The organism is Enterobacter adelaidei (genome assembly GCF_041937165.1).
In the GTDB taxonomy this organism is placed as follows: Bacteria; Pseudomonadota; Gammaproteobacteria; order Enterobacterales; family Enterobacteriaceae; genus Enterobacter; species Enterobacter adelaidei.
Genome location: NZ_CP154353.1, coordinates 732,754 through 752,759 on the forward strand (window position 1 = coordinate 732,754; position 20,006 = coordinate 752,759).

Below are 20,006 nucleotides of genomic sequence, written 5' to 3' on the forward strand. Positions count from 1 at the left end.
GTCTCGGGCGACAGGCACAACGGAGAGAGAAATTATGTTTGAACCTATGGAACTGACCAACGACGCGGTGATTAAAGTCATCGGCGTCGGTGGCGGCGGCGGTAACGCCGTAGAGCATATGGTGCGCGAGCGCATTGAAGGCGTTGAATTCTTTGCGGTTAACACCGATGCGCAGGCACTGCGTAAAACGGCTGTTGGCCAGACTATCCAGATCGGCGGTGGTATCACCAAAGGGCTGGGCGCTGGGGCTAACCCGGAAGTCGGTCGCAATGCGGCTGAAGAAGATCGTGAAGCCCTGCGTGCTGCACTGGAAGGTGCGGACATGGTCTTCATCGCAGCAGGCATGGGCGGCGGTACCGGTACTGGTGCTGCACCTGTTGTGGCTGAAGTTGCTAAAGATTTAGGTATCCTGACCGTTGCTGTTGTGACTAAGCCTTTCAACTTTGAAGGCAAGAAGCGCATGGCCTTTGCGGAGCAGGGTATCACCGAGCTGTCCAAACATGTGGACTCTCTGATCACCATCCCGAACGACAAGCTGTTGAAAGTTCTGGGTCGCGGTATCTCCCTGCTGGACGCCTTTGGCGCAGCAAACGACGTGCTGAAAGGCGCGGTTCAGGGTATCGCCGAACTGATCACCCGTCCTGGCCTGATGAACGTTGACTTTGCAGACGTTCGCACCGTGATGTCCGAAATGGGCTACGCGATGATGGGCTCTGGCGTGGCGAGCGGTGAAGACCGTGCAGAAGAAGCGGCTGAAATGGCTATCTCTTCTCCACTGCTGGAAGATATCGACCTGTCTGGTGCGCGCGGCGTGCTGGTCAACATTACCGCTGGCTTTGACCTGCGTCTGGATGAGTTCGAAACCGTGGGTAACACCATTCGTGCGTTCGCCTCTGACAATGCGACCGTGGTAATCGGTACTTCCCTTGATCCAGAAATGAACGACGAACTCCGCGTGACTGTGGTTGCCACCGGTATCGGTATGGACAAGCGTCCTGAAATCACGCTGGTGACTAACAAACAGACTCAGCAACCGGTAATGGACCGTTACCAGCAGCACGGTATGTCTCCTTTGACTCAGGAGCAGAAGCCGGCCGCGAAAGTGGTTAATGACCCAACACCGCAAACTGCGAAAGAGCCAGATTATCTGGATATTCCGGCATTCCTGCGTAAGCAAGCTGACTAAGAATTGGCTGGAATTTGGGGATTTGCGCTCTTTGTGCTAAACTGGCCCACCGTTAGTGATATACACTCTCGGTTGGATAGTTAATTTGGCGAGATTATACGATGATCAAACAAAGGACACTTAAACGTATCGTTCAGGCGACTGGCGTCGGTTTACATACCGGCAAAAAAGTCACACTGACGTTACGCCCTGCGCCGGCCAATACCGGGGTCATCTATCGTCGCACCGACTTGAATCCACCGGTAGATTTTCCGGCCGATGCCAAATCTGTGCGTGATACTATGCTCTGTACTTGTCTGGTGAACGAGCATGACGTGCGGATTTCTACCGTAGAGCACCTGAACGCCGCCCTGGCGGGTCTGGGTATCGACAACATTATTGTTGAAGTTGATGCGCCAGAAATCCCGATTATGGATGGTAGTGCTGCTCCGTTCGTTTATCTGTTGCTGGATGCTGGCATCGAAGAACTGAACTGCGCGAAGAAATTTGTTCGCATCAAAGAGACCGTTCGTGTCGAAGATGGCGACAAGTGGGCTGAATTCAAACCGTACAATGGTTTCTCGTTGGACTTTACCATCGACTTTAACCATCCGGCGATTGATTCCAGCACCCAACGTTATGCGATGAACTTCTCTGCTGATGCATTCATGCGCCAGATCAGCCGTGCCCGTACATTTGGCTTCATGCGTGATATCGAATATCTGCAGTCCCGCGGCCTGTGCCTGGGCGGCAGCTTCGATTGTGCCATCGTTGTTGACGATTATCGCGTACTGAACGAAGACGGCCTGCGTTTCGAAGATGAATTCGTTCGTCACAAAATGCTGGACGCTATTGGCGACCTGTTCATGTGTGGTCACAACATCATTGGTGCATTTACCGCGTTCAAATCCGGTCATGCGCTGAACAACAAACTGTTGCAGGCCGTCCTGGCAAAACAGGAAGCCTGGGAATATGTGACCTTCGAAGACGAAGCAGAGCTGCCTCTGGCGTTCAAAGCACCAAGCACGGTTCTGGCGTAACGGTACAAGCCGTTTCGTAAAAAAAATTGACTGGTTAACCTGGTACTCTCTCCGACCAGGGGAACCAGTCATTTTTATTTATACCTATCTTCATTTTTACCCTCAGCCCCTCAATCCGTTGCCATACGTTGAAAATCTGTGCGTTAGCTGCATTCTTGACCGTTTTTCCCCGCAGTAGTATGTCATTCCTGCTGCTGTGTATTGGCTTTAGTGGTAATATCTGGGCGCTTAAAAGAATAACTGACTTCAGCTTGTAAAGGCTGACTTATGTGGTGGAGCAAGTGAGCGGAATACTGACGCGCTGGCGACAATTTGGCAGACGTTACTTCTGGCCGCATCTCTTATTAGGGATGGTCGCGGCGAGTCTCGGCTTGCCTGCGCTCAGTAACAGTGCTGAAGCAGCGACACCGCCGAAAACCTCCACAACCAAACACGATCTCAATACGCGGGTTAATTTTACGAACCTCGCGTGGCTTGAAGCCAGTCGCCGCCCGAATTTCTCAGTAGATTACTGGCACCAGCACGCCATTCGCACGGTTATCCGCCATTTGTCATTTGCGATGGCACCGCAGGCAATGCCTGTTGCTGAAACGGCGCGGCCGGAGCAGGCTCAGCATCTTGCCCTGCTCGATACGCTCAATGCGCTGCTCACTCAGGATAGCCAGCCACCGGTCATGGTGCGTCAAACGGCGCGATTCGCGTTCGTTCCTCCTGCCTCATTCTCCGTTTCAACATGGATTAGCCAGGTTCACGGTATTCGCGCCGGGCCTCAACGCCTCAGTTAAATTAACTTTTTCAATACCTTAATTTATCTGCCCACGATGGGGCGTTTGAGAATTTATTATGCTAATCAAATTATTAACCAAAGTTTTCGGTAGTCGTAACGATCGTACCCTGCGCCGTATGCGCAAAGCCGTCGCAGTCATCAATGGCATGGAACCGGCGATGGAGAAGCTCTCTGATGACGAGCTGAAAGCCAAAACGGCGGAATTCCGTGCGCGTCTGGAAAAAGGTGAAACCTTAGAAAGCCTGATCCCGGAAGCTTTCGCCGTGGTCCGTGAAGCGAGCAAGCGTGTGTTCGGCATGCGTCACTTCGATGTTCAGCTGCTGGGTGGTATGGTGCTAAACGAACGCTGCATCGCGGAAATGCGTACCGGTGAAGGTAAAACCCTGACCGCAACGCTGCCGGCATACCTGAACGCGCTGACCGGTAAAGGCGTTCACGTCGTCACCGTCAACGACTATCTGGCACAGCGTGACGCCGAAAACAACCGTCCACTGTTCGAATTCCTCGGTATGACTGTCGGCATCAACATGTCTGGCCTGCCTGCGCCAGCCAAGCGTGAAGCGTATAACGCGGATATTACCTACGGTACGAACAACGAATACGGTTTCGACTACCTGCGTGACAACATGGCGTTCAGCCCGGAAGAGCGCGTACAGCGTAAGCTGCACTATGCGCTGGTGGATGAGGTGGACTCCATCCTGATCGATGAAGCGCGTACTCCGCTGATTATCTCCGGCCCGGCTGAAGACAGCTCTGAGATGTACCGTAAAGTCGACAAAATCATTCCACACCTGCTGCGTCAGGAGAAAGAAGACTCCGATACCTTCCAGGGTGAAGGCCACTTCTCCGTTGATGAAAAAGCGCGCCAGGTGAACCTGACCGAGCGTGGTCTGGTGAAAATTGAAGAACTGCTGGTCGCTGAAGGCATCATGGAAGAGGGAGAGTCTCTGTACTCTCCGAGCAACATCATGCTGATGCACCACGTGACCGCAGCCCTGCGTGCCCATGCCTTGTTTACCCGCGACGTCGACTACATCGTAAAAGACGGCGAAGTGATCATCGTCGATGAACACACCGGCCGTACCATGCAGGGGCGTCGCTGGTCTGATGGCCTGCACCAGGCTGTGGAAGCCAAAGAAGGTGTGGATATTCAGAATGAAAACCAGACGCTGGCGTCTATCACCTTCCAGAACTACTTCCGTCTGTACGAGAAGCTGGCGGGCATGACCGGTACTGCCGATACCGAAGCGTTTGAATTCAGCTCCATCTATAAGCTGGATACCGTGGTGGTGCCAACCAACCGTCCAATGATCCGTAAGGATATGCCGGACCTGGTGTACATGACCGAAGCGGAAAAAATTCAGGCGATTATCGAAGATATTCGCGATCGTACTGCGAATGGTCAGCCGGTTCTGGTAGGGACCATCTCCATCGAGAAATCCGAAGTGGTTTCTCACGAGCTGACTAAAGCGGGTATCAAACACAACGTACTGAACGCTAAATTCCACGCCAAAGAAGCAGATATCGTTGCGCAGGCGGGTTATCCGGCTGCCGTGACCATTGCCACCAACATGGCGGGCCGTGGTACCGATATTATGCTGGGCGGTAGCTGGCAGGCTGAAGTGGCTGAACTGGAAGACCCAACGCCAGAACAGATTGCGCAGATCAAAGCCGACTGGCAGGTTCGTCATGACGCGGTTCTGGCGTCCGGTGGTCTGCACATTATTGGTACCGAGCGTCACGAATCTCGTCGTATTGATAACCAGCTGCGTGGACGTGCGGGTCGTCAGGGTGATGCCGGTTCTTCCCGCTTCTACCTGTCTATGGAAGATGCGCTGATGCGTATTTTCGCCTCTGACCGTGTATCCGGTATGATGCGTAAGCTGGGCATGAAACCAGGCGAAGCCATTGAGCACCCGTGGGTCACTAAAGCGATTGCAAACGCGCAGCGTAAAGTGGAAAGCCGCAACTTCGATATTCGTAAGCAGCTGCTGGAATATGATGATGTGGCTAACGATCAGCGTCGTGCAATCTACACCCAGCGTAACGAACTGCTGGACGTGTCTGACGTGAGCGAAACCATTAACAGCATTCGCGAAGACGTATTCAAAGCGACTATCGACGCGCATATTCCACCGCAGTCTCTGGAAGAGATGTGGGATATCGAAGGTCTCCAGGAACGTCTGAAAAACGACTTTGACCTCGATCTGCCAATCAAAGAGTGGCTGGACAAAGAGCCTGAGCTGCATGAAGAGACGCTGCGCGAACGTATTTACGAAACTGCGCTGGATGTCTACAAGCGTAAGGAAGAGGTTGTTGGCGCCGAGATGATGCGTCACTTCGAAAAAGGTGTAATGCTGCAGACCCTGGACTCACTGTGGAAAGAGCACCTGGCGGCGATGGACTACCTGCGTCAGGGTATCCACCTGCGTGGCTATGCACAGAAAGATCCGAAGCAGGAATATAAGCGTGAATCCTTCTCGATGTTTGCGTCGATGCTGGAGTCGCTGAAATATGAAGTGATCAGCACCCTGAGCAAGGTTCAGGTGCGTATGCCGGAAGAAGTGGAAGCGATGGAGCAGCAGCGTCGCGAAGAAGCTGAGCGTCTGGCGCAGATGCAACAGCTGAGCCACCAGACTGATGACAGTGAAGCCGCAGCGGCGATCGCAGCGCAGACGGGCGATCGTAAAGTGGGCCGTAACGATCCGTGCCCATGTGGTTCCGGTAAAAAATACAAGGCGTGCCACGGCCGTCTGAACTAAGTTCATGAAAAAGCAAAAAGGCGCAGACATCTGCGCCTTTTTTATGGAAGTGACACTATGAAAATACTGCAAATTGCCGTCGGGATTATTCGCAACCCGCAAAACCAAATCTTCATTACCCAGCGCGCGGCTGACGCCCATATGGCGAACAAATGGGAGTTTCCGGGGGGGAAAATCGAATCAGGTGAAACGCCGGAAGAGGCGCTGGTTCGCGAACTGCAGGAAGAGGTGGGGATTACTCCACTTGGCGCAACGCTGTTTGATAAGCTCGAATACCAGTTTCCGGACAGGCACATCACGCTGTGGTTCTGGCTGGTAGAAAGCTGGGAAGGTGAACCCTGGGGGAAAGAGGGACAACCGGGTAATTGGGTTGAACTTCAGGTAAGTGATGCCGAAAAATTCCCACCGGCTAATGAGCCTGTGATTCGCCGATTAGTGGCAAACAGGTAGGCCTGCTAAGCGAAGCGCCAGCAGGCTTTATACGTTACTGCTGGTTCTCGCTCCAGTCATCGCTATCCGTGAGATCGCCTTCACTCGGAATGCGTTTCTCCTCCGCTGCCCATTCTCCCAGATCAATCAACTGACAGCGTTTACAGCAAAATGGGCGGAATGGGCTCATTTCGCCCCAGACAACGGTTTTGCCACAGGTCGGGCAGTTTACGGTGGTTACGTCAGACATCGGTACTCCTCAACAACAGGCCAGTTCAAAATCGAGACGTTCTGGCACGGTGCCATTTTCACTGTCCAGCGGCATAAAGCGAATGGCGAAACGACTTTTATGTCCGGAAATTTGTGGGTAAAGCTGTTCGCCAAGCGATAAGTTCAGGCGTAGAAGATCGGCATCATCACCGTTATCCTGGTAGAAACCGTTCAGGCTGGTTTGCTTACGGAATGGGGCTGAGTTACGGATCAGATCGAGGATAAGCGACAGCGTCTGGTGCATCGGCTCCAGACTCGCCAGCCAGCTATTCACCTGTGCATCACGTTGAGCTTGCGGCATATGCAGCCACATATGAAGCGTCGGGAGATCGAAACTACAGCAACCGCCAGGGATACTCAGACGCTGGCGGACCAGGCCAATCAGGCGGTCTTCACGCAAAAATTGTCCAACACGTGGCGCGGCCATCAGAAGGGTGCTGCTGGCTTTCAACTGCTGGCGGAGATCGTCGATACGGCTTTGGTCGACACCGGGGACCTCAGTCCAGGCCTGCAATTTACGTTGTTGGCGCTCCAGCTCTTTGAGCAATTCTGTGCGGACATCTCCGCGTTCAATCACATCCAGTAGATCGCCCACGTTACGGAAGAAGTGTAACGCCGTGGCATGATCGTTGACAGGGAGATGCTGTGAAAGCTGTTGAATGAGAAATTCGATACGTAACCAGGTACGCATTTTTTCGTTGAGCGGATGCTCAAAAAGGATGTGAGTCGACATTATGGTTTTTCCTGTGCAACGGTCTGCGCGGCAAACGTCAGATACTGTGCGTGCAGACGGGCAACATCCGATGCAATGGCATCTGGTGCGCCGTTATTATCAATAACATCATCCGCCACAGCAAGGCGCTGATCGCGCGTGGCCTGAGCGGCAAGAATTTGTTCAGCATGTTCACGCGAGACGCGGTCGCGCATCATGGTGCGCTGGATTTGCGTTTCGGGAGAGACATCAATCACCAGCACCCGGTCGGCTTTTTTCTGCAACTGATTTTCCACCAGTAACGGAACTACCCACAATACATAGGGTGAGCTGGCTGCGGCAATCTGACGCTGGGTTTCCTGGTGGATAATGGGGTGGAGCAAGGCATTAAGCCAGACTTTTTCCGCAGAATCAGAAAAAATGCATTCGCGAAGCTGACGGCGATTCAGAGTGCCATCGGCATTGATGATTGCCTGACCAAAATGTTCTGCGATGGCCTTTAGCGCGGGTGTATTAGGCTCTACCACCTGGCGGGCAATGATATCGGCATCAATAATCGTGATACCCAGACGAGAGAAAGCGTCCGCAACGGTACTTTTGCCACTACCGATGCCGCCGGTTAATGCAACGATATACCCCATTAAATCAAATCCTGGGAATTATTCATTATTAAAATCAGTTGATTAAAACTCTTAGGTGCCCCAGCAACTGTTTAGCCCCGTTTACCGGCTTTTTACCAGGTAAATTTATAGGATTGTAGCGTAAAAAAAGAGAATTTCGCAGTCTTGCGGAGCAGGTATTAGTGCGTATGATAACGTCACTGGAGTTGTGCTTTTAACATATTTGCCTCTAACCCCAGGAATCCGCACATGCGTATTGAAGAAGATCTGAAGTTAGGTTTCAAAGACGTTCTTATCCGCCCTAAACGCTCTACACTGAAAAGTCGCTCAGACGTTGAACTTGAACGTCAATTCACCTTTAAACATTCCGGTCAGACCTGGTCTGGTGTGCCAATCATTGCTGCCAATATGGACACTGTGGGCACATTTGAAATGGCAACGGCGCTGGCAAAATTTGATGTCCTCACCGCTGTGCATAAGCACTACACTCCTGAAGAGTGGAATGCATTTGTTGCGTCAGCTTCTGACGATGTGGTTAAGCATGTCATGGTTTCTACCGGTACATCCGATGCGGATTTTGAGAAGACCAAGCAGATCCTGAATGCGAATCCAGCACTAAACTTCGTCTGTATTGATGTGGCGAACGGTTATTCCGAGCACTTCGTGCAGTTTGTCAGCAAGGCTCGCGAAGCCTGGCCGACCAAAACCATCATCGCGGGTAACGTGGTGACCGGCGAAATGTGTGAAGAGCTGATCCTTTCCGGTGCCGACATTGTGAAAGTAGGCATTGGCCCGGGTTCCGTATGCACCACGCGCGTTAAAACCGGTGTCGGTTATCCGCAGCTTTCCGCCGTGATTGAGTGCGCTGATGCTGCGCATGGTCTGGGCGGCCAAATCATCAGCGACGGCGGTTGCACCATGCCGGGTGATGTTGCGAAGGCCTTTGGCGGCGGCGCAGACTTCGTGATGCTCGGCGGTATGCTGGCAGGTCACGAAGAGAGTGGTGGCACTGTTGTTGAAGAGAATGGCGAGAAATTTATGCTGTTCTACGGGATGAGCTCTGAATCTGCGATGACCCGTCACGTCGGTGGCGTAGCAAAATACCGCGCGGCTGAAGGCAAAACCGTGAAGCTGCCACTGCGTGGCCCGGTCGAAAACACTGCGCGCGATATCCTTGGCGGCTTACGCTCAGCCTGCACCTATGTTGGGGCATCCCGTCTGAAAGAGCTGACGAAACGTACTACGTTTATCCGCGTTCAGGAGCAGGAAAACCGCGTGTTCAACAGTCTGTAATAGCTTCAGCTGGCGCATGCCCGTGCGCCAGCATTATCCTGCACTCATCGCATCCCCCAGATGGAAAATAGGCAGGTACATTGCCACCACCAGTGTACCGATGATGACTCCCGTCACAATCAGAAGCAAAGGCTCCAGAAGTGCCGCCAGGTTATCTGCCTGCTGGAAGGTTTGCTCCGTGTGATGGTGGGCAAGGTTCTTCAGCATGACGTCCAACGCACCTGACATTTCACCGGTTCGTAAAAGCTGAATACACAGCGGGGTAAAGATTGCCGTCTTCTGGAAGGATGACCAGATGGGGAGACCTTTTTCAATGTCCTCCCGAACGCAGCGGAGTATCCCCCGCCAGTAACAACTTTCAACGGTTTCCTCCGCGCTCTCCAGCCCCTGTAAAAAGGGAATACCCGCCTGTTGTGTAAGCGACAGCACGGTAAAGATCTGTCCCAGTTTTTGGCCTTTTGCCAGTGCGCCCATGACGGGAGTATGCAGCAAGATACGTTGCCAGCGAGGGGCATTTCGCAGAATCCAGGCGGCAGCCACAGGTACAAGCAGTCCCGAGAACAGTGCGAGGGAATATGACTGCATAAAGGCGGCCATCCCCATGACAATCTGTGTCAGTTTCGGGAGCGGGGTATTAAACGTTCTGTAGATAGCAGCAAATTCGGGTAAGACCAGAGTGACCATTGCCAGAACGACGATTACAGCCAGCATCAGGATTATCACCGGATAGCGCAGTGCCTTTTTCACTTTTGCACTGAGCAACTGCTGAGACTTTTGTTGCTGTGCTAGCCGGCGGCAGCACTCCTCCAGTTTTCCTGTTAGTTCACCGGTTTTCACCATCGAGACATGCAATGGGCTGAAGACCGCTGGCCATCGCTTTAGTGCCTCAGAAAAAGAGCATCCTTCACCAAGTTCATCGGCAATGCTTTGCAGGAGTGCCTGCCAGGGCTTTAATGGATGCTGGTCCGCCAGCATTTGCAGACTATGGGACAATGTCAGCCCAGCCTGCAGAAGAGTCGCGAGCTGGCGAAACATCTCGTAGCAGTGATGTGGCCGCCAGCGGTATTTCTGTGAGCATCGGGTCACTGCCAGCGGATGCAACTCGTTACGCATCAGTCTGGTGAAAGCCGCATTACGGTCTGTCGCCCAGAGTGTTCCACTCCGGGGCTCTCCTTCAATGGAAAGCGCTCGCCAGCGCCAGAGTTGATTAGCAACCATCGGGCATTCCCAGAACGCGCAGCAACTCTTCGAGCGTGGTCAGCCCCTGTTCAACCGCGATACAGCCGTGTTCGAACAGGGAAAGCATTCCTGCCTGTCGGGCACTTGCTTCTATCACTTCGGTTCCTGCGCCGCTGGCAATGGCCTGCCGCAGGAAACTATCGATCGCAAGAACTTCAAAAATGGCCACGCGGCCATAGAAACCGTGATAGCAACGATCGCAACCTGTGGGTTGCCAGCGTGGAAGCGGTCTGCACCAGACTGAGCGAGGTAATTCAGCGTGCTCGCTGGCTTCCCGGCGACAATGTGGGCACAGACGACGAACCAGGCGCTGAGCAATCACCATCGAGAGTGCGGAAGATATCATCCAGCGCGCCACGCCCATCTGCTCCAGGCGAGTCAGGGCTTCTGTTGTTGAGTTAGTGTGCAGCGTCGATAACACCAGATGCCCGGTCTGGGCGGCATTAATGGCAATCTCAGCCGTTTCACCATCACGAATTTCGCCGACCATAATGATGTCTGGATCCTGACGTAGCAGCGCTCTCAGCACGCTCTGAAATGTTAAGCCCGCGCGGGGATTAATCTGCGTCTGGTTTAATCCCGCAAGGGGGATCTCAATGGGATCCTCCACGCTACAGATGTTAACATCCGGCGTGTTACGGGCCTGCAACGCACTGTAAAGCGTCACCGTTTTGCCGCTGCCTGTGGGACCCGTGACCAGAATCAGCCCCTGTGGCTGATGAAGAGCGTCGTTAAAGCAGGTCAGTTGTTCAGTACTCATACCAAGTGCTTTCGGCTCAAGAGCCTGCTGAACCTGATGCAACAGGCGCAGCACAATTTTCTCGCCACCGCTGCAGGGAAGCGTGGCGATTCGAAATGAGATCGGCTCATTTGCCAGCTCAATCGTAAACTGACCGTCCTGCGGTAAACGGCGCTCGGCAATATCCAGGTTACTTAACACTTTTAAACGCGCGCTGAACTGGGTTGCCAGTGCTGCAGAAAGCGGAGGTTGCGGGCACAGTACGCCGTCAATACGTAAGCGGATCTGACATGCGTGCTCCATCGGTTCTATATGAATGTCTGATGCGCGTTGGTTTATCGCCTGTTGCAGCGTGTGGTTGAGGATATCTACTGCTGAATGTGAAGGAGAAACGACAGGCAGATGTGATTGTGACGTTAACTGCCGGTGTTTTTCCATACGCTCAGTGCTCCAGCATTCGATATCAATCCGTTTTTGGGTCGCGAAACGCAGGGCTTCCATTAACTCACTGCCAGGGTTTCCCACGACGGCGATGCTAATCATGTCACTATCGCTGGTTAGCAGCAGAGCGTGATGGCGCAGACAGAGTGCCACGAGTTGATCCGTATTCATTCTCTGCTCCTCAGTTAGTGTCGAAGCGGAAAACATCTTCACAAGCTTGTTTAAGCGTACTGTCAGCACTGATGTTGCAGTCACGCATCCAGCCCGTCATGCCGTTGCCGTCGTTCCACTGTGGCGTCATGACCACCTCCAGCCCGTTGAGACTCTCCTGTCCCGTTAAGATCACAATCCCTTTCGCCACGCTCATTCCTGAGACGTAACGCGTTGTGGTAGGGGAAGGGATACCGTTACTGCCCGCGTCACAACGTTCCAACCCACCATGATCCAGTGCGCAAAGCTCAATGGCGGTGCGGTAGGGAACGAAGGTTTGCAGCATATCGGTCAGCGCGGCTTTTCGCAGGTAATTCTGGTATGCGGGTACGCCGATGGCGCTCAGAATGGCAATAATGCCAATGACCACCATCAGCTCAATGAGTGTAAATCCCTGTTGTCTGTCCATGTCTGCTCCTTATGTTGAATGGCGCTACTCTGACAGCGCAAAAGGGCAGGTACGAGGCACAAAAAAGGGAACGGGAAGGGGGCTTCAGAGAATTCATTCGGTGTTGCAGGGAAGGACAACGGATTTGCGAGCGGAGCTGAAATTCCCCTCTCCAGGCGGAGAGGGGAGAAGACACTATTTAAAGCGCATCGAGAGGTCGAGGGCACGCACGTGTTTGGTCAGCGCCCCGACGGAGATGTAATCAACACCGGTCTCGGCGAATTCGCGGATAGTATCGAACGTCACGTTGCCGGATACCTCAAGCTGAGCCTGTCCGTTAGTCAGTTTTACTGCCTCACGCATCTGCTCGGTTTCGAAGTTATCGAGCATAATGATATCGGCTCCGGCCTTTATCGCCTGCACCAGTTCTTCCAGGTTTTCGACTTCCACTTCGACAGGGACATCCGGGTGCAGCCAGAAGGCTTTTTCAACCGCCTGACGCACCGAACCCGAGGCAATAATATGGTTCTCTTTAATCAGGAACGCGTCTGACAACCCCAGCCGATGGTTTGCGCCGCCGCCACAGAGCACCGCGTATTTCAGCGCTGTACGCAGGCCCGGCAGTGTTTTGCGGGTATCCAGTAACTGCGTACGGGTGCCGACAAGCAGGTCAACGTAGCGGCGTACTTCACTTGCCACCCCGGATAAGGTCTGGACGAAGTTAAGCGCGGTTCGTTCACCGGTGAGCAAAACGCGTGAAGGACCATTCAGCTCAAACAGCGGCTGGTTTGCCGTAATCGCATCGCCGTCTTCAACATGCCAGGTGATCTGCACATCATCCCCAGCCAGTTGGGTAAAGACCTCTTCAACCCAGCGCTTGCCGCAAAAAACGCCATCTTCACGAGTGATAATGACCGCGTGCGAACGTGCTTCTTTTGGCAATAATTGGGCAGTAATATCCTTTTCGGCATTGATGTCACCGCCCAGATCTTCTTTCAAAGCATGGGCAACGCTTGCCGGAATATCCATATTAATACGTTCCAGAAGCGCTTCACGTCGGTGGTCGGGGTTGTAGCGGCGAGGCGGCATGATAAAACTCCAAATTGGTAACGAATCATAATATTGAAACATGCTACTCTGAACCGAGTAACAGCACCATACATAAGGAGTTCCAGCATGTTGTTAGAAAACGGATGGCTGGTGGATGCGCGGCATGTGCCCTCGCCGCACCACGACTGCCGCCCGGAGGATGAAAAGCCCACACTGCTGGTTGTTCATAATATTAGTCTCCCGCCGGGTGAGTTTGGCGGTCCGTGGATCGATGCATTATTCACAGGAACGATAGATCCTGATGCCCATCCTTTCTTTGCTGAGATTGCACATCTGCGCGTGTCGGCTCATTGTCTGATTCGTCGCGATGGTGAAGTCGTTCAGTATGTTCCCTTTGATAAACGCGCCTGGCATGCCGGGGTGTCGATGTACCAGGGGCGCGAACGATGCAACGATTTTTCTATAGGAATCGAGCTGGAAGGCACTGATACCGTGCCCTATACCGATTCACAGTATCAACAGCTCGTGGCTGTCACCAAAACGCTTATTGGACTCTACCCGGCCATCGCCGAAAATATCACGGGACACAGTGATATCGCTCCGGCGAGAAAAACCGATCCCGGCCCGGCCTTTGACTGGTCCCGGTTTCGCGCCATGCTTACTGCGCCGTCAGAATAAGGAGATAACATGACGTTGTTTACCATGCTGCTGGTCATCATCGCCGAACGCCTGTTCAAACTCGGCGAGCACTGGCATCTGGATCACCGGCTGGAGGTGCTTTTCCGCCGGATTAAGCACTTTTCCATGCTGCGCACGCTGCTGATGCTGGCAGGGGTAATGGTGATTACGTTTCTGCTGCTGCGCTCGCTGCACGGACTCTTTTTCAACGTGCCGCTACTTGTTGTGTGGATCCTGCTGGGTGTGTTGTGCATTGGCGCGGGGAAGGTACGTTTGCATTATCACGCTTATCTTAAAGCGGCATCTCGTGATGATGCCCATGCACGTAGTGCGATGGCGAGCGAACTGACCATGATCCATGGGGTGCCACCGGATTGCGATGAACGTGAGTTTTTACGTGAGCTGCAAAACGCGCTTCTGTGGATTAACTTTCGTTACTACCTGGCACCGCTGTTCTGGTTTGTGGTGGGGGGCCCGTGGGGACCGGTATTGCTGATGGGTTATGCTTTTCTTCGTGCCTGGCAGACCTGGCTTGCCCGCTATCTGACGCCGCATGAGCGCTTGCAGTCTGGGATTGATGCCATTTTGCATGTGCTTGACTGGCTCCCGGTGCGGTTCGTGGGTGTGGTGTATGCGTTGATTGGTCACGGTGAAAAAGCGTTGCCTGCGTGGTTCGCTTCTCTTGCCGATCGCCATACGTCGCAGTACCAGGTGTTAACGCGTCTGGCTCAGTTCTCTCTGGCGCGCGAGCCGCATACCGATAAGATTGAAACGCCAAAAGCCGCAGTGTCGATGGCGAAGAAAACGTCATTTGTGGTGGTGGTGGTCGTGGCGCTGCTGACCATTTACGGCACGCTGGTGTAGGCCAGCGCGCCATAAACACTAAAGCGTATCCGCAGGCGGGATGCCGAAATCAGGCATCCCGTTTTCTTTCCAGCGGACAAGCTTCAGGCGGGTATGACGGTTCGGATCGTAAAGCGGATCGCCTTCAATTTCGGTGTAGTTACGTGCGTGATACACCAGCACATCTTCCCCATCCGGCGTCTGCGTAAAGCTGTTGTGCCCTGGGCCATACTGGCGATTTTCATCGCTGGTGGTGAATACCGGGCGAGGAGATTTCTGCCAGTTCGCCGGGTTTTGCGGATCGGCGGTCATATCGATCCACAATAGACCCATGCAGTAGTTCTCATCGGTCGCGCTGGCGGAATAGCTGATGAAGAGTTTGTCGCCGTGAAACAGTACTGCCGGGCCTTCGTTAACCCAAAATCCACGGCACTCCCAGTCATACTCCGGCTTGCTGAGCATCACCGCCTCGCCTTTTAGCGTCCACGGATTTTCCATTTCACACAGATAGAGGTTGGAGTTACCGGAGATATCCGGGGCTTTTTGCGCCCACAGATACCAGCGTTTCCCCTGGTGCACAAAAGTGGTGGCATCCAGCGCAAAGGTATCAAATGGCGTGATGACCTGACCTTTCTCCTCCCACGTGCCCGCGAGCGGATCGCGGTCAGTACATTCCAGCACAAACATGCGGTGCTGGAACATGCCGAGCCTGTCGAGCGCCTGAGTGTGTGCCGCTGCAAAGTAGATGTACCACTTACCGTCAATATGATGCAGCTCCGGTGCCCATATTAACTCGCTCATAGGGCCGGTGTCGGGTTTACGCCACACCACCACTTCGTCGGCGCTGCGCAGCCCTTCCAGCGAATCTGCGCGGCGGATTGCCAGCCTGTCATACTGCGGCACGGAGGCAATAAAATAGTATTGCCCCGCGTGGTACAAAATGTACGGATCGGCGCGTTGCTCAATAAACGGGTTTGGCCAGGTTTGCATTCGGCGTTCCTTATTTTGTCTCAGCGGCTTTGAGTTCCGGATAATCGTTCAGCTCGCGATAGTTGTTACGACGCTTTTGCAGATCGGACTGGATCTGCTTCATGGTTTCACGGTCCACTTTCAGCAGACGCACCACTCCCGCGGTAATCAGATATCCAACGCCCGGAATCACCGTGAACAGCAGCACAATACCGTTGATGGCGTCCGCGCTCTGCGCTTTCGCACCGGCATCGTAACCGTACCAGGAGAGCAGGAAGCCCACCATTGCACCGGCAACCGCCAGCCCCAGCTTGAGGAAGAAGATGTTGCCGGAGAAACTGATACCCGTGATGCGTTTTCCGGTTTTCCACTCGCCGTAGTCGTCCACGTCGGCCATCAGAGACCAGTGCAGCGGCGACGGGATTTGGTGCAGGATATTCAGCAGGAAGTAGAGGATGACGATGGTGACGGTGGCTTTCGGGTCGAAGAAATAGAATGCACAGGAGAAAATCGCCAGCGCGATGTTGGTCCAGAAGAACACCTTCAGCTTACACCAGCGGTCAGTTAACACTTTCGCCAGCATACTGCCGAGCATCATGCCGACCACCCCGAGACTGATAAACAGGGTGGCGAAGTGGGTGCTCTGGCCCATCACCCAGGTGACGTAATACATGGTTGCCGCCATACGGATAAAGCCCGGGCAGACGTTGCAGAGCGTCAGCAGCAGAATGCGTACCCACTGGTCGTTCTTCCACACGTCTTTCAAATCGTTTTTCAACTCGTCGTTGGTCTGTACCGCCGGGCGCACGCGCTCGCGCACGGTGGCGAAGCAGAACAGGAACATGCAGGTGCCAATCAGCGCCAGCACGGTCATCGCCATCTGGTAGCCTTTGGCTTTGTTATCCCCGCCAAACCAGTCGGCCATCGGCAGCAGCGTTAATGAGAGCAGCAGCGTGGCGATGCCGACCAGCACGAAGCGATACGACTGGCAGGCCACACGTTCTTTTGGATCGTTGGTGATCACCCCTCCTAACGAGCAGTAAGGGATGTTGATTGCCGTATAGGTCAAAGAGAGCAGGAAGTAGGTGATAAAGGCATAGATAACTTTGCTGTTATAGCTCCACTCTGGCGTGGTGAACATCAGGATACTGAACAGCGCATAGGGGACGGCGATCCACAGCAGCCATGGACGAAACCGGCCATATTTACTGCGGGTACGATCAGCGATAGCGCCCATGATAGGGTCTGTTACGGCATCAATAACGCGAACAGACAACAGCAATACGCCGACCAGCGCAGGTGCCAGACCAAAAATATCCGTATAGAAATAGTTAACAAACAACATGATGGCGCCGAAGATGATATTGCATCCGGCATCTCCCATCCCATAGCCGATCTTTTCTTTTATTGACAGCTTGCTGTTATCCATTGATTGCTCTCCGGGTTACGGTATGGAGAGAATTATTTGCTGGCAAAGGCGTTTTTGCGTTGCAGTATAAGGTTGGTGATATGGATAAAATTGCTGTTGGCGGGAATTTGTGAGGAAGGTAACACCACTCGGCACGCCGGAAAAGGCGTGCAGAGTGGAAGGGCAGATTAGTGGGCTTTCACCGCGTTGGCATTTTTCTGTTTAACCAGATAACCCACGCCGAGGATCGCAATCCAGACCGGGATCAGGTACACGGAAATCGCCATTCCCGGGGTGATCAGCATGATGACCAGCACTGCGGCCATGAACAGCAGACACACCCAGTTACCCAGCGGATAAAGCAGAGCCGGGAAACGCGTAGTCACACCTTGCTGCTGTTTGGCGCGGCGGAACTTGATGTGCGCCAGGCTGATCATCGCCCAGTTGATAACCAGAGCCGAAACCACCAGTGCCATCAGCAGTCCGAAGGCGGATTCCGGGGCCAGATAGTTAATCAGTACACACAGCGCCGTCACAATGGCCGATACGATAATGGTGTTTACCGGCACACCACGTTTGTCGACGTTGAGCAGGGCTTTCGGGGCGTTACCTTGCTGAGCCAGACCAAACAGCATACGGCTGTTGCAGTATACGCAGCTGTTGTAAACGGACAGCGCTGCAGTCAGCACCACGATGTTCAGGGCGTTTGCCACGAAGGTATCGCCCAGCTCGTGGAAGATCAGCACAAACGGGCTGGTATCCGCGGTCACGCGCGTCCATGGCAGCAGAGAGAGCAGTACGGCCAGTGAACCCACATAGAAGATCAGAATACGGTAGATAACCTGGTTAGTGGCTTTCGGGATGCTCTGCTCCGGGTTGTCGGCTTCAGCGGCGGTAATACCCACCAGCTCCAGCCCCCCGAAGGAGAACATGATGATTGCCATCATCATTACCAGGCCGCTCATGCCGTGTGGCAGGAATCCGCCCTGTTCCCACAGGTTACGTACGGTCGCCTGCGGGCCACCGTTACCGCTGAACAGCAGCCAGCCACCGAAGATGATCATGGCCACAACGGCGATGACTTTGATGATGGCGAACCAGAACTCCATCTCACCGAACACTTTGACGTTGGTCAGGTTGATGGCGTTAATGATGACGAAGAAGGCTGCAGCGGAGGCCCAGGTTGGGATCTCCGGGTACCAGAACTGAATGTACTTACCGACAGCGGTAAGTTCAGCCATGGCAACGAGTACGTACAGCACCCAGTAATTCCAGCCAGAGGCGAAGCCCGCGAAGCTCCCCCAGTACTTATAGGCAAAGTGACTGAAAGAACCGGCAACGGGTTCTTCAACGACCATTTCACCTAACTGACGCATGATCAGAAAAGCAATAAAACCTGCGATAGCGTAACCCAAAATAATGCCAGGGCCGGCAGACTGGATAACGGATGCGCTTCCCAGAAACAGGCCGGTACCGATAGCACCACCCAATGCGATGAGCTGAATGTGGCGGTTTTTTAGGCCGCGCTTTAGCTGATCGCCGTGCTGTTGAGCTTCCATTTGAAACCTCGTGTGTGGTTGTTATGTTCACGCTGGGCGTGTGTAATTATGAATGTCCGTTTTCTGTATTTATTTCTTTACGGTTAATGATACCGAAAAAATCGTAGATGACTTCCGTAAGCGCCAGAATAGTGGTAAGTGCCTGCGAATGCACCTGCTTTATGAAGGGCTGATGACGAGTTGAATAAAAAGAAAGCATTTGTAAATCACTCCGCGAACCTTTCTTACCCCAACCTATAGAATAGAAATGCGCCATAAGTGGGCTAATTTTCATTATTTGCTTTGTTGAATCGCTTCAGATTGCAAAAACCCTCGTTTCAATATGGTTAAAACTCCCTCTTTGTGAGTAATCAACTCATTTGTGCAAAGTTACATTTCTGAAACGTTATTTCTGTAAGGTTGTTAAAATGTGCAGCGTTTACTGATTTCAATCAAAACCAATATGGACAGAAGGTGAATACTTTGTTACTTTAGCGATACGAAATAGAAATTGGTAAGACCAATTGACTCCGGGCAAAAAGGCGTAAGACAGGGAATATGGCCTACAGCAAAATTCGCCAACCAAAACTATCTGATGTGATTGAGCAGCAGCTGGAGTTTTTAATCCTCGAAGGGACTCTGCGCCCGGGTGAGAAACTTCCGCCAGAACGCGAGCTGGCAAAACAGTTCGACGTTTCACGTCCTTCTCTGCGTGAGGCGATTCAACGTCTCGAAGCAAAGGGCTTGCTGCTTCGTCGCCAGGGCGGCGGAACCTTTGTGCAAAACAGCCTGTGGCAGAGCTTCAGCGATCCGCTGGTAGAACTTCTCTCTGACCACCCAGAATCCCAGTTTGACCTGCTTGAGACCCGTCACGCGCTTGAAGGTATTGCGGCCTATTACGCCGCTCTTCGCAGCACTGATGAAGATCGCGTGCGTATCCGCGAACTGCATCAGGCCATTGAACGGGCACAGCAGTCCGGCGATTTAGACGCCGAGTCCAGCGCCGTCGTCCAGTATCAAATTGCCGTCACCGAAGCGGCCCACAATGTGGTGCTCCTCCATCTGCTACGCTGCATGGAGCCCATGCTGGCCCAGAACGTTCGTCAGAATTTTGAATTGTTGTATGCCCGTCGGGACATGCTCCCACTGGTAAGCAACCATCGCACCCGAGTATTCGAGGCGATAATGGCCGGGGAACCGGAGCAGGCGCGCGAAGCGTCGCACCGACATCTGGCTTTCATTGAGGAAATCTTGCTGGACCGCAGCCGTGAACAATCGCGTCGCGAACGTTCATTACGCCGCATACAGCAACGAAAGGATTAAGCGCCAGGTACTTTTAGAGCGCGGCAACTAAACGCAGAACCTGTCTTATTGTGTTCTTGCCCAAGAGCACAATGGGACAGGTTCCAGACAAATCAACGTATT

20 protein-coding genes are annotated in these 20,006 nt (G+C 53.3%); 9 read left to right on the forward strand and 11 right to left on the reverse strand.

Annotated features, from left to right (window positions below):
• Positions 1–34: 34 nt before the first annotated feature.
• The 5 genes from ftsZ to mutT all read left to right on the forward strand — a co-directional run bounded on the left by ftsZ (position 35) and on the right by mutT (position 6,204).
• Positions 35–1,186 carry a cell division protein FtsZ gene (gene ftsZ, locus AAHF05_RS03610; protein WP_008501978.1) on the forward strand — a complete coding sequence of 384 codons (1,152 nt, stop codon included), beginning with the start codon at positions 35–37 and terminating at the stop codon, positions 1,184–1,186.
• Positions 1,187–1,287: 101 nt separating this feature from the next.
• On the forward strand, positions 1,288–2,205 hold the full coding sequence (gene lpxC / locus AAHF05_RS03615; protein WP_028016687.1) for a UDP-3-O-acyl-N-acetylglucosamine deacetylase: 918 nt from the start codon (positions 1,288–1,290) through the stop codon (positions 2,203–2,205).
• A 281-nt stretch (positions 2,206–2,486) separates the two neighbouring features.
• Entirely contained in the window at positions 2,487–2,990 is a 504-nt protein-coding gene (gene secM, locus AAHF05_RS03620; RefSeq protein WP_075204721.1) for a secA translation cis-regulator SecM, read from the forward strand.
• Between the two features lie 58 nt (positions 2,991–3,048).
• On the forward strand, positions 3,049–5,754 hold the full coding sequence (secA, locus tag AAHF05_RS03625) for a preprotein translocase subunit SecA (RefSeq protein ID WP_129323930.1): 2,706 nt from the start codon (positions 3,049–3,051) through the stop codon (positions 5,752–5,754).
• 57 nt (positions 5,755–5,811) lie between these two features.
• Positions 5,812–6,204 (forward strand): 8-oxo-dGTP diphosphatase MutT, encoded by a 393-nt coding sequence (gene mutT, locus AAHF05_RS03630; RefSeq protein WP_028016690.1) that lies wholly within the window; start codon positions 5,812–5,814, stop codon positions 6,202–6,204.
• A gap of 34 nt (positions 6,205–6,238) precedes the next feature.
• Here mutT and yacG read toward each other — a convergent pair whose 3' ends face one another.
• Genes yacG through coaE form a run of 3 tightly spaced genes read right to left on the reverse strand, consistent with a single transcriptional unit; the run spans position 6,239 to position 7,806 of the window.
• A complete protein-coding gene (gene yacG / locus AAHF05_RS03635) occupies positions 6,239–6,433 on the reverse strand; it encodes a DNA gyrase inhibitor YacG (RefSeq protein WP_028016691.1) in 195 nt (64 codons plus the stop codon).
• A 9-nt stretch (positions 6,434–6,442) separates the two neighbouring features.
• Positions 6,443–7,186 carry a cell division protein ZapD gene (gene zapD / locus AAHF05_RS03640; protein ID WP_028016692.1) on the reverse strand — a complete coding sequence of 248 codons (744 nt, stop codon included), beginning with the start codon at positions 7,184–7,186 and terminating at the stop codon, positions 6,443–6,445.
• Positions 7,186–7,806: a dephospho-CoA kinase gene (coaE, locus tag AAHF05_RS03645; protein WP_028016693.1), complete on the reverse strand. Its 621-nt coding sequence runs from the start codon at positions 7,804–7,806 to the stop codon at positions 7,186–7,188. The genes zapD and coaE overlap by 1 nt, the downstream gene beginning before the upstream one ends.
• 228 nt (positions 7,807–8,034) lie before the next feature.
• Between coaE and AAHF05_RS03650 the strand changes: the two genes are divergently transcribed.
• Positions 8,035–9,078, forward strand: a complete 1,044-nt coding sequence (locus AAHF05_RS03650) for a GMP reductase (protein ID WP_129323929.1) — start codon at positions 8,035–8,037, stop codon at positions 9,076–9,078.
• A gap of 33 nt (positions 9,079–9,111) precedes the next feature.
• Here the strand turns inward: AAHF05_RS03650 and hofC are convergent, their stop codons facing one another.
• The 4 genes from hofC to nadC all read right to left on the reverse strand — a co-directional run bounded on the left by hofC (position 9,112) and on the right by nadC (position 13,184).
• Entirely contained in the window at positions 9,112–10,296 is a 1,185-nt protein-coding gene (gene hofC, locus AAHF05_RS03655) for a protein transport protein HofC (protein WP_108089572.1), read from the reverse strand.
• Complete coding sequence (gspE, locus tag AAHF05_RS03660; RefSeq protein WP_049005277.1) at positions 10,286–11,668, reverse strand: type II secretion system protein GspE; 1,383 nt, start codon at positions 11,666–11,668, stop codon at positions 10,286–10,288. Before gspE ends, hofC begins: the two co-directional genes overlap by 11 nt.
• A 10-nt stretch (positions 11,669–11,678) precedes the next feature.
• The gene (ppdD, locus tag AAHF05_RS03665; protein WP_028016697.1) at positions 11,679–12,116 is read right to left on the reverse strand and encodes a prepilin peptidase-dependent pilin; all 438 of its coding nucleotides are present in this window, start codon (positions 12,114–12,116) and stop codon (positions 11,679–11,681) included.
• A 174-nt stretch (positions 12,117–12,290) separates the two neighbouring features.
• Positions 12,291–13,184, reverse strand: a complete 894-nt coding sequence (gene nadC, locus AAHF05_RS03670) for a carboxylating nicotinate-nucleotide diphosphorylase (RefSeq protein ID WP_028016698.1) — start codon at positions 13,182–13,184, stop codon at positions 12,291–12,293.
• A gap of 87 nt (positions 13,185–13,271) precedes the next feature.
• On the opposite strand from nadC, the gene ampD reads away from it, so the two are divergent.
• Complete coding sequence (ampD, locus tag AAHF05_RS03675) at positions 13,272–13,823, forward strand: 1,6-anhydro-N-acetylmuramyl-L-alanine amidase AmpD (protein ID WP_028016699.1); 552 nt, start codon at positions 13,272–13,274, stop codon at positions 13,821–13,823.
• Positions 13,824–13,832: 9 nt separating this feature from the next.
• Complete coding sequence (gene ampE / locus AAHF05_RS03680) at positions 13,833–14,687, forward strand: beta-lactamase regulator AmpE (RefSeq protein WP_028016700.1); 855 nt, start codon at positions 13,833–13,835, stop codon at positions 14,685–14,687.
• 18 nt (positions 14,688–14,705) lie between these two features.
• Here the strand turns inward: ampE and AAHF05_RS03685 are convergent, their stop codons facing one another.
• From AAHF05_RS03685 to AAHF05_RS03700, 4 genes are all read right to left on the reverse strand, one after another.
• Positions 14,706–15,656 (reverse strand): family 43 glycosylhydrolase, encoded by a 951-nt coding sequence (locus AAHF05_RS03685; RefSeq protein ID WP_129323928.1) that lies wholly within the window; start codon positions 15,654–15,656, stop codon positions 14,706–14,708.
• A gap of 10 nt (positions 15,657–15,666) precedes the next feature.
• Positions 15,667–17,064, reverse strand: a complete 1,398-nt coding sequence (locus AAHF05_RS03690; RefSeq protein WP_129323927.1) for a glycoside-pentoside-hexuronide (GPH):cation symporter — start codon at positions 17,062–17,064, stop codon at positions 15,667–15,669.
• A 167-nt stretch (positions 17,065–17,231) separates the two neighbouring features.
• Positions 17,232–18,602 carry an aromatic amino acid transporter AroP gene (gene aroP / locus AAHF05_RS03695; protein ID WP_129323926.1) on the reverse strand — a complete coding sequence of 457 codons (1,371 nt, stop codon included), beginning with the start codon at positions 18,600–18,602 and terminating at the stop codon, positions 17,232–17,234.
• Positions 18,603–18,648: 46 nt separating this feature from the next.
• Positions 18,649–18,876 (reverse strand): hypothetical protein, encoded by a 228-nt coding sequence (locus AAHF05_RS03700; protein WP_129323925.1) that lies wholly within the window; start codon positions 18,874–18,876, stop codon positions 18,649–18,651.
• Positions 18,877–19,139: 263 nt separating this feature from the next.
• Between AAHF05_RS03700 and pdhR the strand changes: the two genes are divergently transcribed.
• Positions 19,140–19,904 (forward strand): pyruvate dehydrogenase complex transcriptional repressor PdhR, encoded by a 765-nt coding sequence (pdhR, locus tag AAHF05_RS03705; RefSeq protein ID WP_008501960.1) that lies wholly within the window; start codon positions 19,140–19,142, stop codon positions 19,902–19,904.
• Positions 19,905–20,006: the final 102 nt, after the last annotated feature.

Excerpts from the sequence above, each read along its gene's own strand:
- ftsZ (WP_008501978.1), top strand. The coding sequence starts at position 35 with ATGTTTGAACCTATGGAACTGACCAACGACGCGGTGATTAAAGTCATC.
- lpxC (WP_028016687.1), top strand. The coding sequence starts at position 1,288 with ATGATCAAACAAAGGACACTTAAACGTATCGTTCAGGCGACTGGCGTC.
- secA (WP_129323930.1), top strand. The coding sequence starts at position 3,049 with ATGCTAATCAAATTATTAACCAAAGTTTTCGGTAGTCGTAACGATCGT.
- mutT (WP_028016690.1), top strand. The coding sequence starts at position 5,812 with ATGAAAATACTGCAAATTGCCGTCGGGATTATTCGCAACCCGCAAAAC.
- yacG (WP_028016691.1), bottom strand. The coding sequence starts at position 6,433 with ATGTCTGACGTAACCACCGTAAACTGCCCGACCTGTGGCAAAACCGTT.
- zapD (WP_028016692.1), bottom strand. The coding sequence starts at position 7,186 with ATGTCGACTCACATCCTTTTTGAGCATCCGCTCAACGAAAAAATGCGT.
- coaE (WP_028016693.1), bottom strand. The coding sequence starts at position 7,806 with ATGGGGTATATCGTTGCATTAACCGGCGGCATCGGTAGTGGCAAAAGT.
- AAHF05_RS03650 (WP_129323929.1), top strand. The coding sequence starts at position 8,035 with ATGCGTATTGAAGAAGATCTGAAGTTAGGTTTCAAAGACGTTCTTATC.
- hofC (WP_108089572.1), bottom strand. The coding sequence starts at position 10,296 with ATGGTTGCTAATCAACTCTGGCGCTGGCGAGCGCTTTCCATTGAAGGA.
- gspE (WP_049005277.1), bottom strand. The coding sequence starts at position 11,668 with ATGAATACGGATCAACTCGTGGCACTCTGTCTGCGCCATCACGCTCTG.
- ppdD (WP_028016697.1), bottom strand. The coding sequence starts at position 12,116 with ATGGACAGACAACAGGGATTTACACTCATTGAGCTGATGGTGGTCATT.
- nadC (WP_028016698.1), bottom strand. The coding sequence starts at position 13,184 with ATGCCGCCTCGCCGCTACAACCCCGACCACCGACGTGAAGCGCTTCTG.
- ampD (WP_028016699.1), top strand. The coding sequence starts at position 13,272 with ATGTTGTTAGAAAACGGATGGCTGGTGGATGCGCGGCATGTGCCCTCG.
- ampE (WP_028016700.1), top strand. The coding sequence starts at position 13,833 with ATGACGTTGTTTACCATGCTGCTGGTCATCATCGCCGAACGCCTGTTC.
- AAHF05_RS03685 (WP_129323928.1), bottom strand. The coding sequence starts at position 15,656 with ATGCAAACCTGGCCAAACCCGTTTATTGAGCAACGCGCCGATCCGTAC.
- AAHF05_RS03690 (WP_129323927.1), bottom strand. The coding sequence starts at position 17,064 with ATGGATAACAGCAAGCTGTCAATAAAAGAAAAGATCGGCTATGGGATG.
- aroP (WP_129323926.1), bottom strand. The coding sequence starts at position 18,602 with ATGGAAGCTCAACAGCACGGCGATCAGCTAAAGCGCGGCCTAAAAAAC.
- AAHF05_RS03700 (WP_129323925.1), bottom strand. The coding sequence starts at position 18,876 with ATGAAAATTAGCCCACTTATGGCGCATTTCTATTCTATAGGTTGGGGT.
- pdhR (WP_008501960.1), top strand. The coding sequence starts at position 19,140 with ATGGCCTACAGCAAAATTCGCCAACCAAAACTATCTGATGTGATTGAG.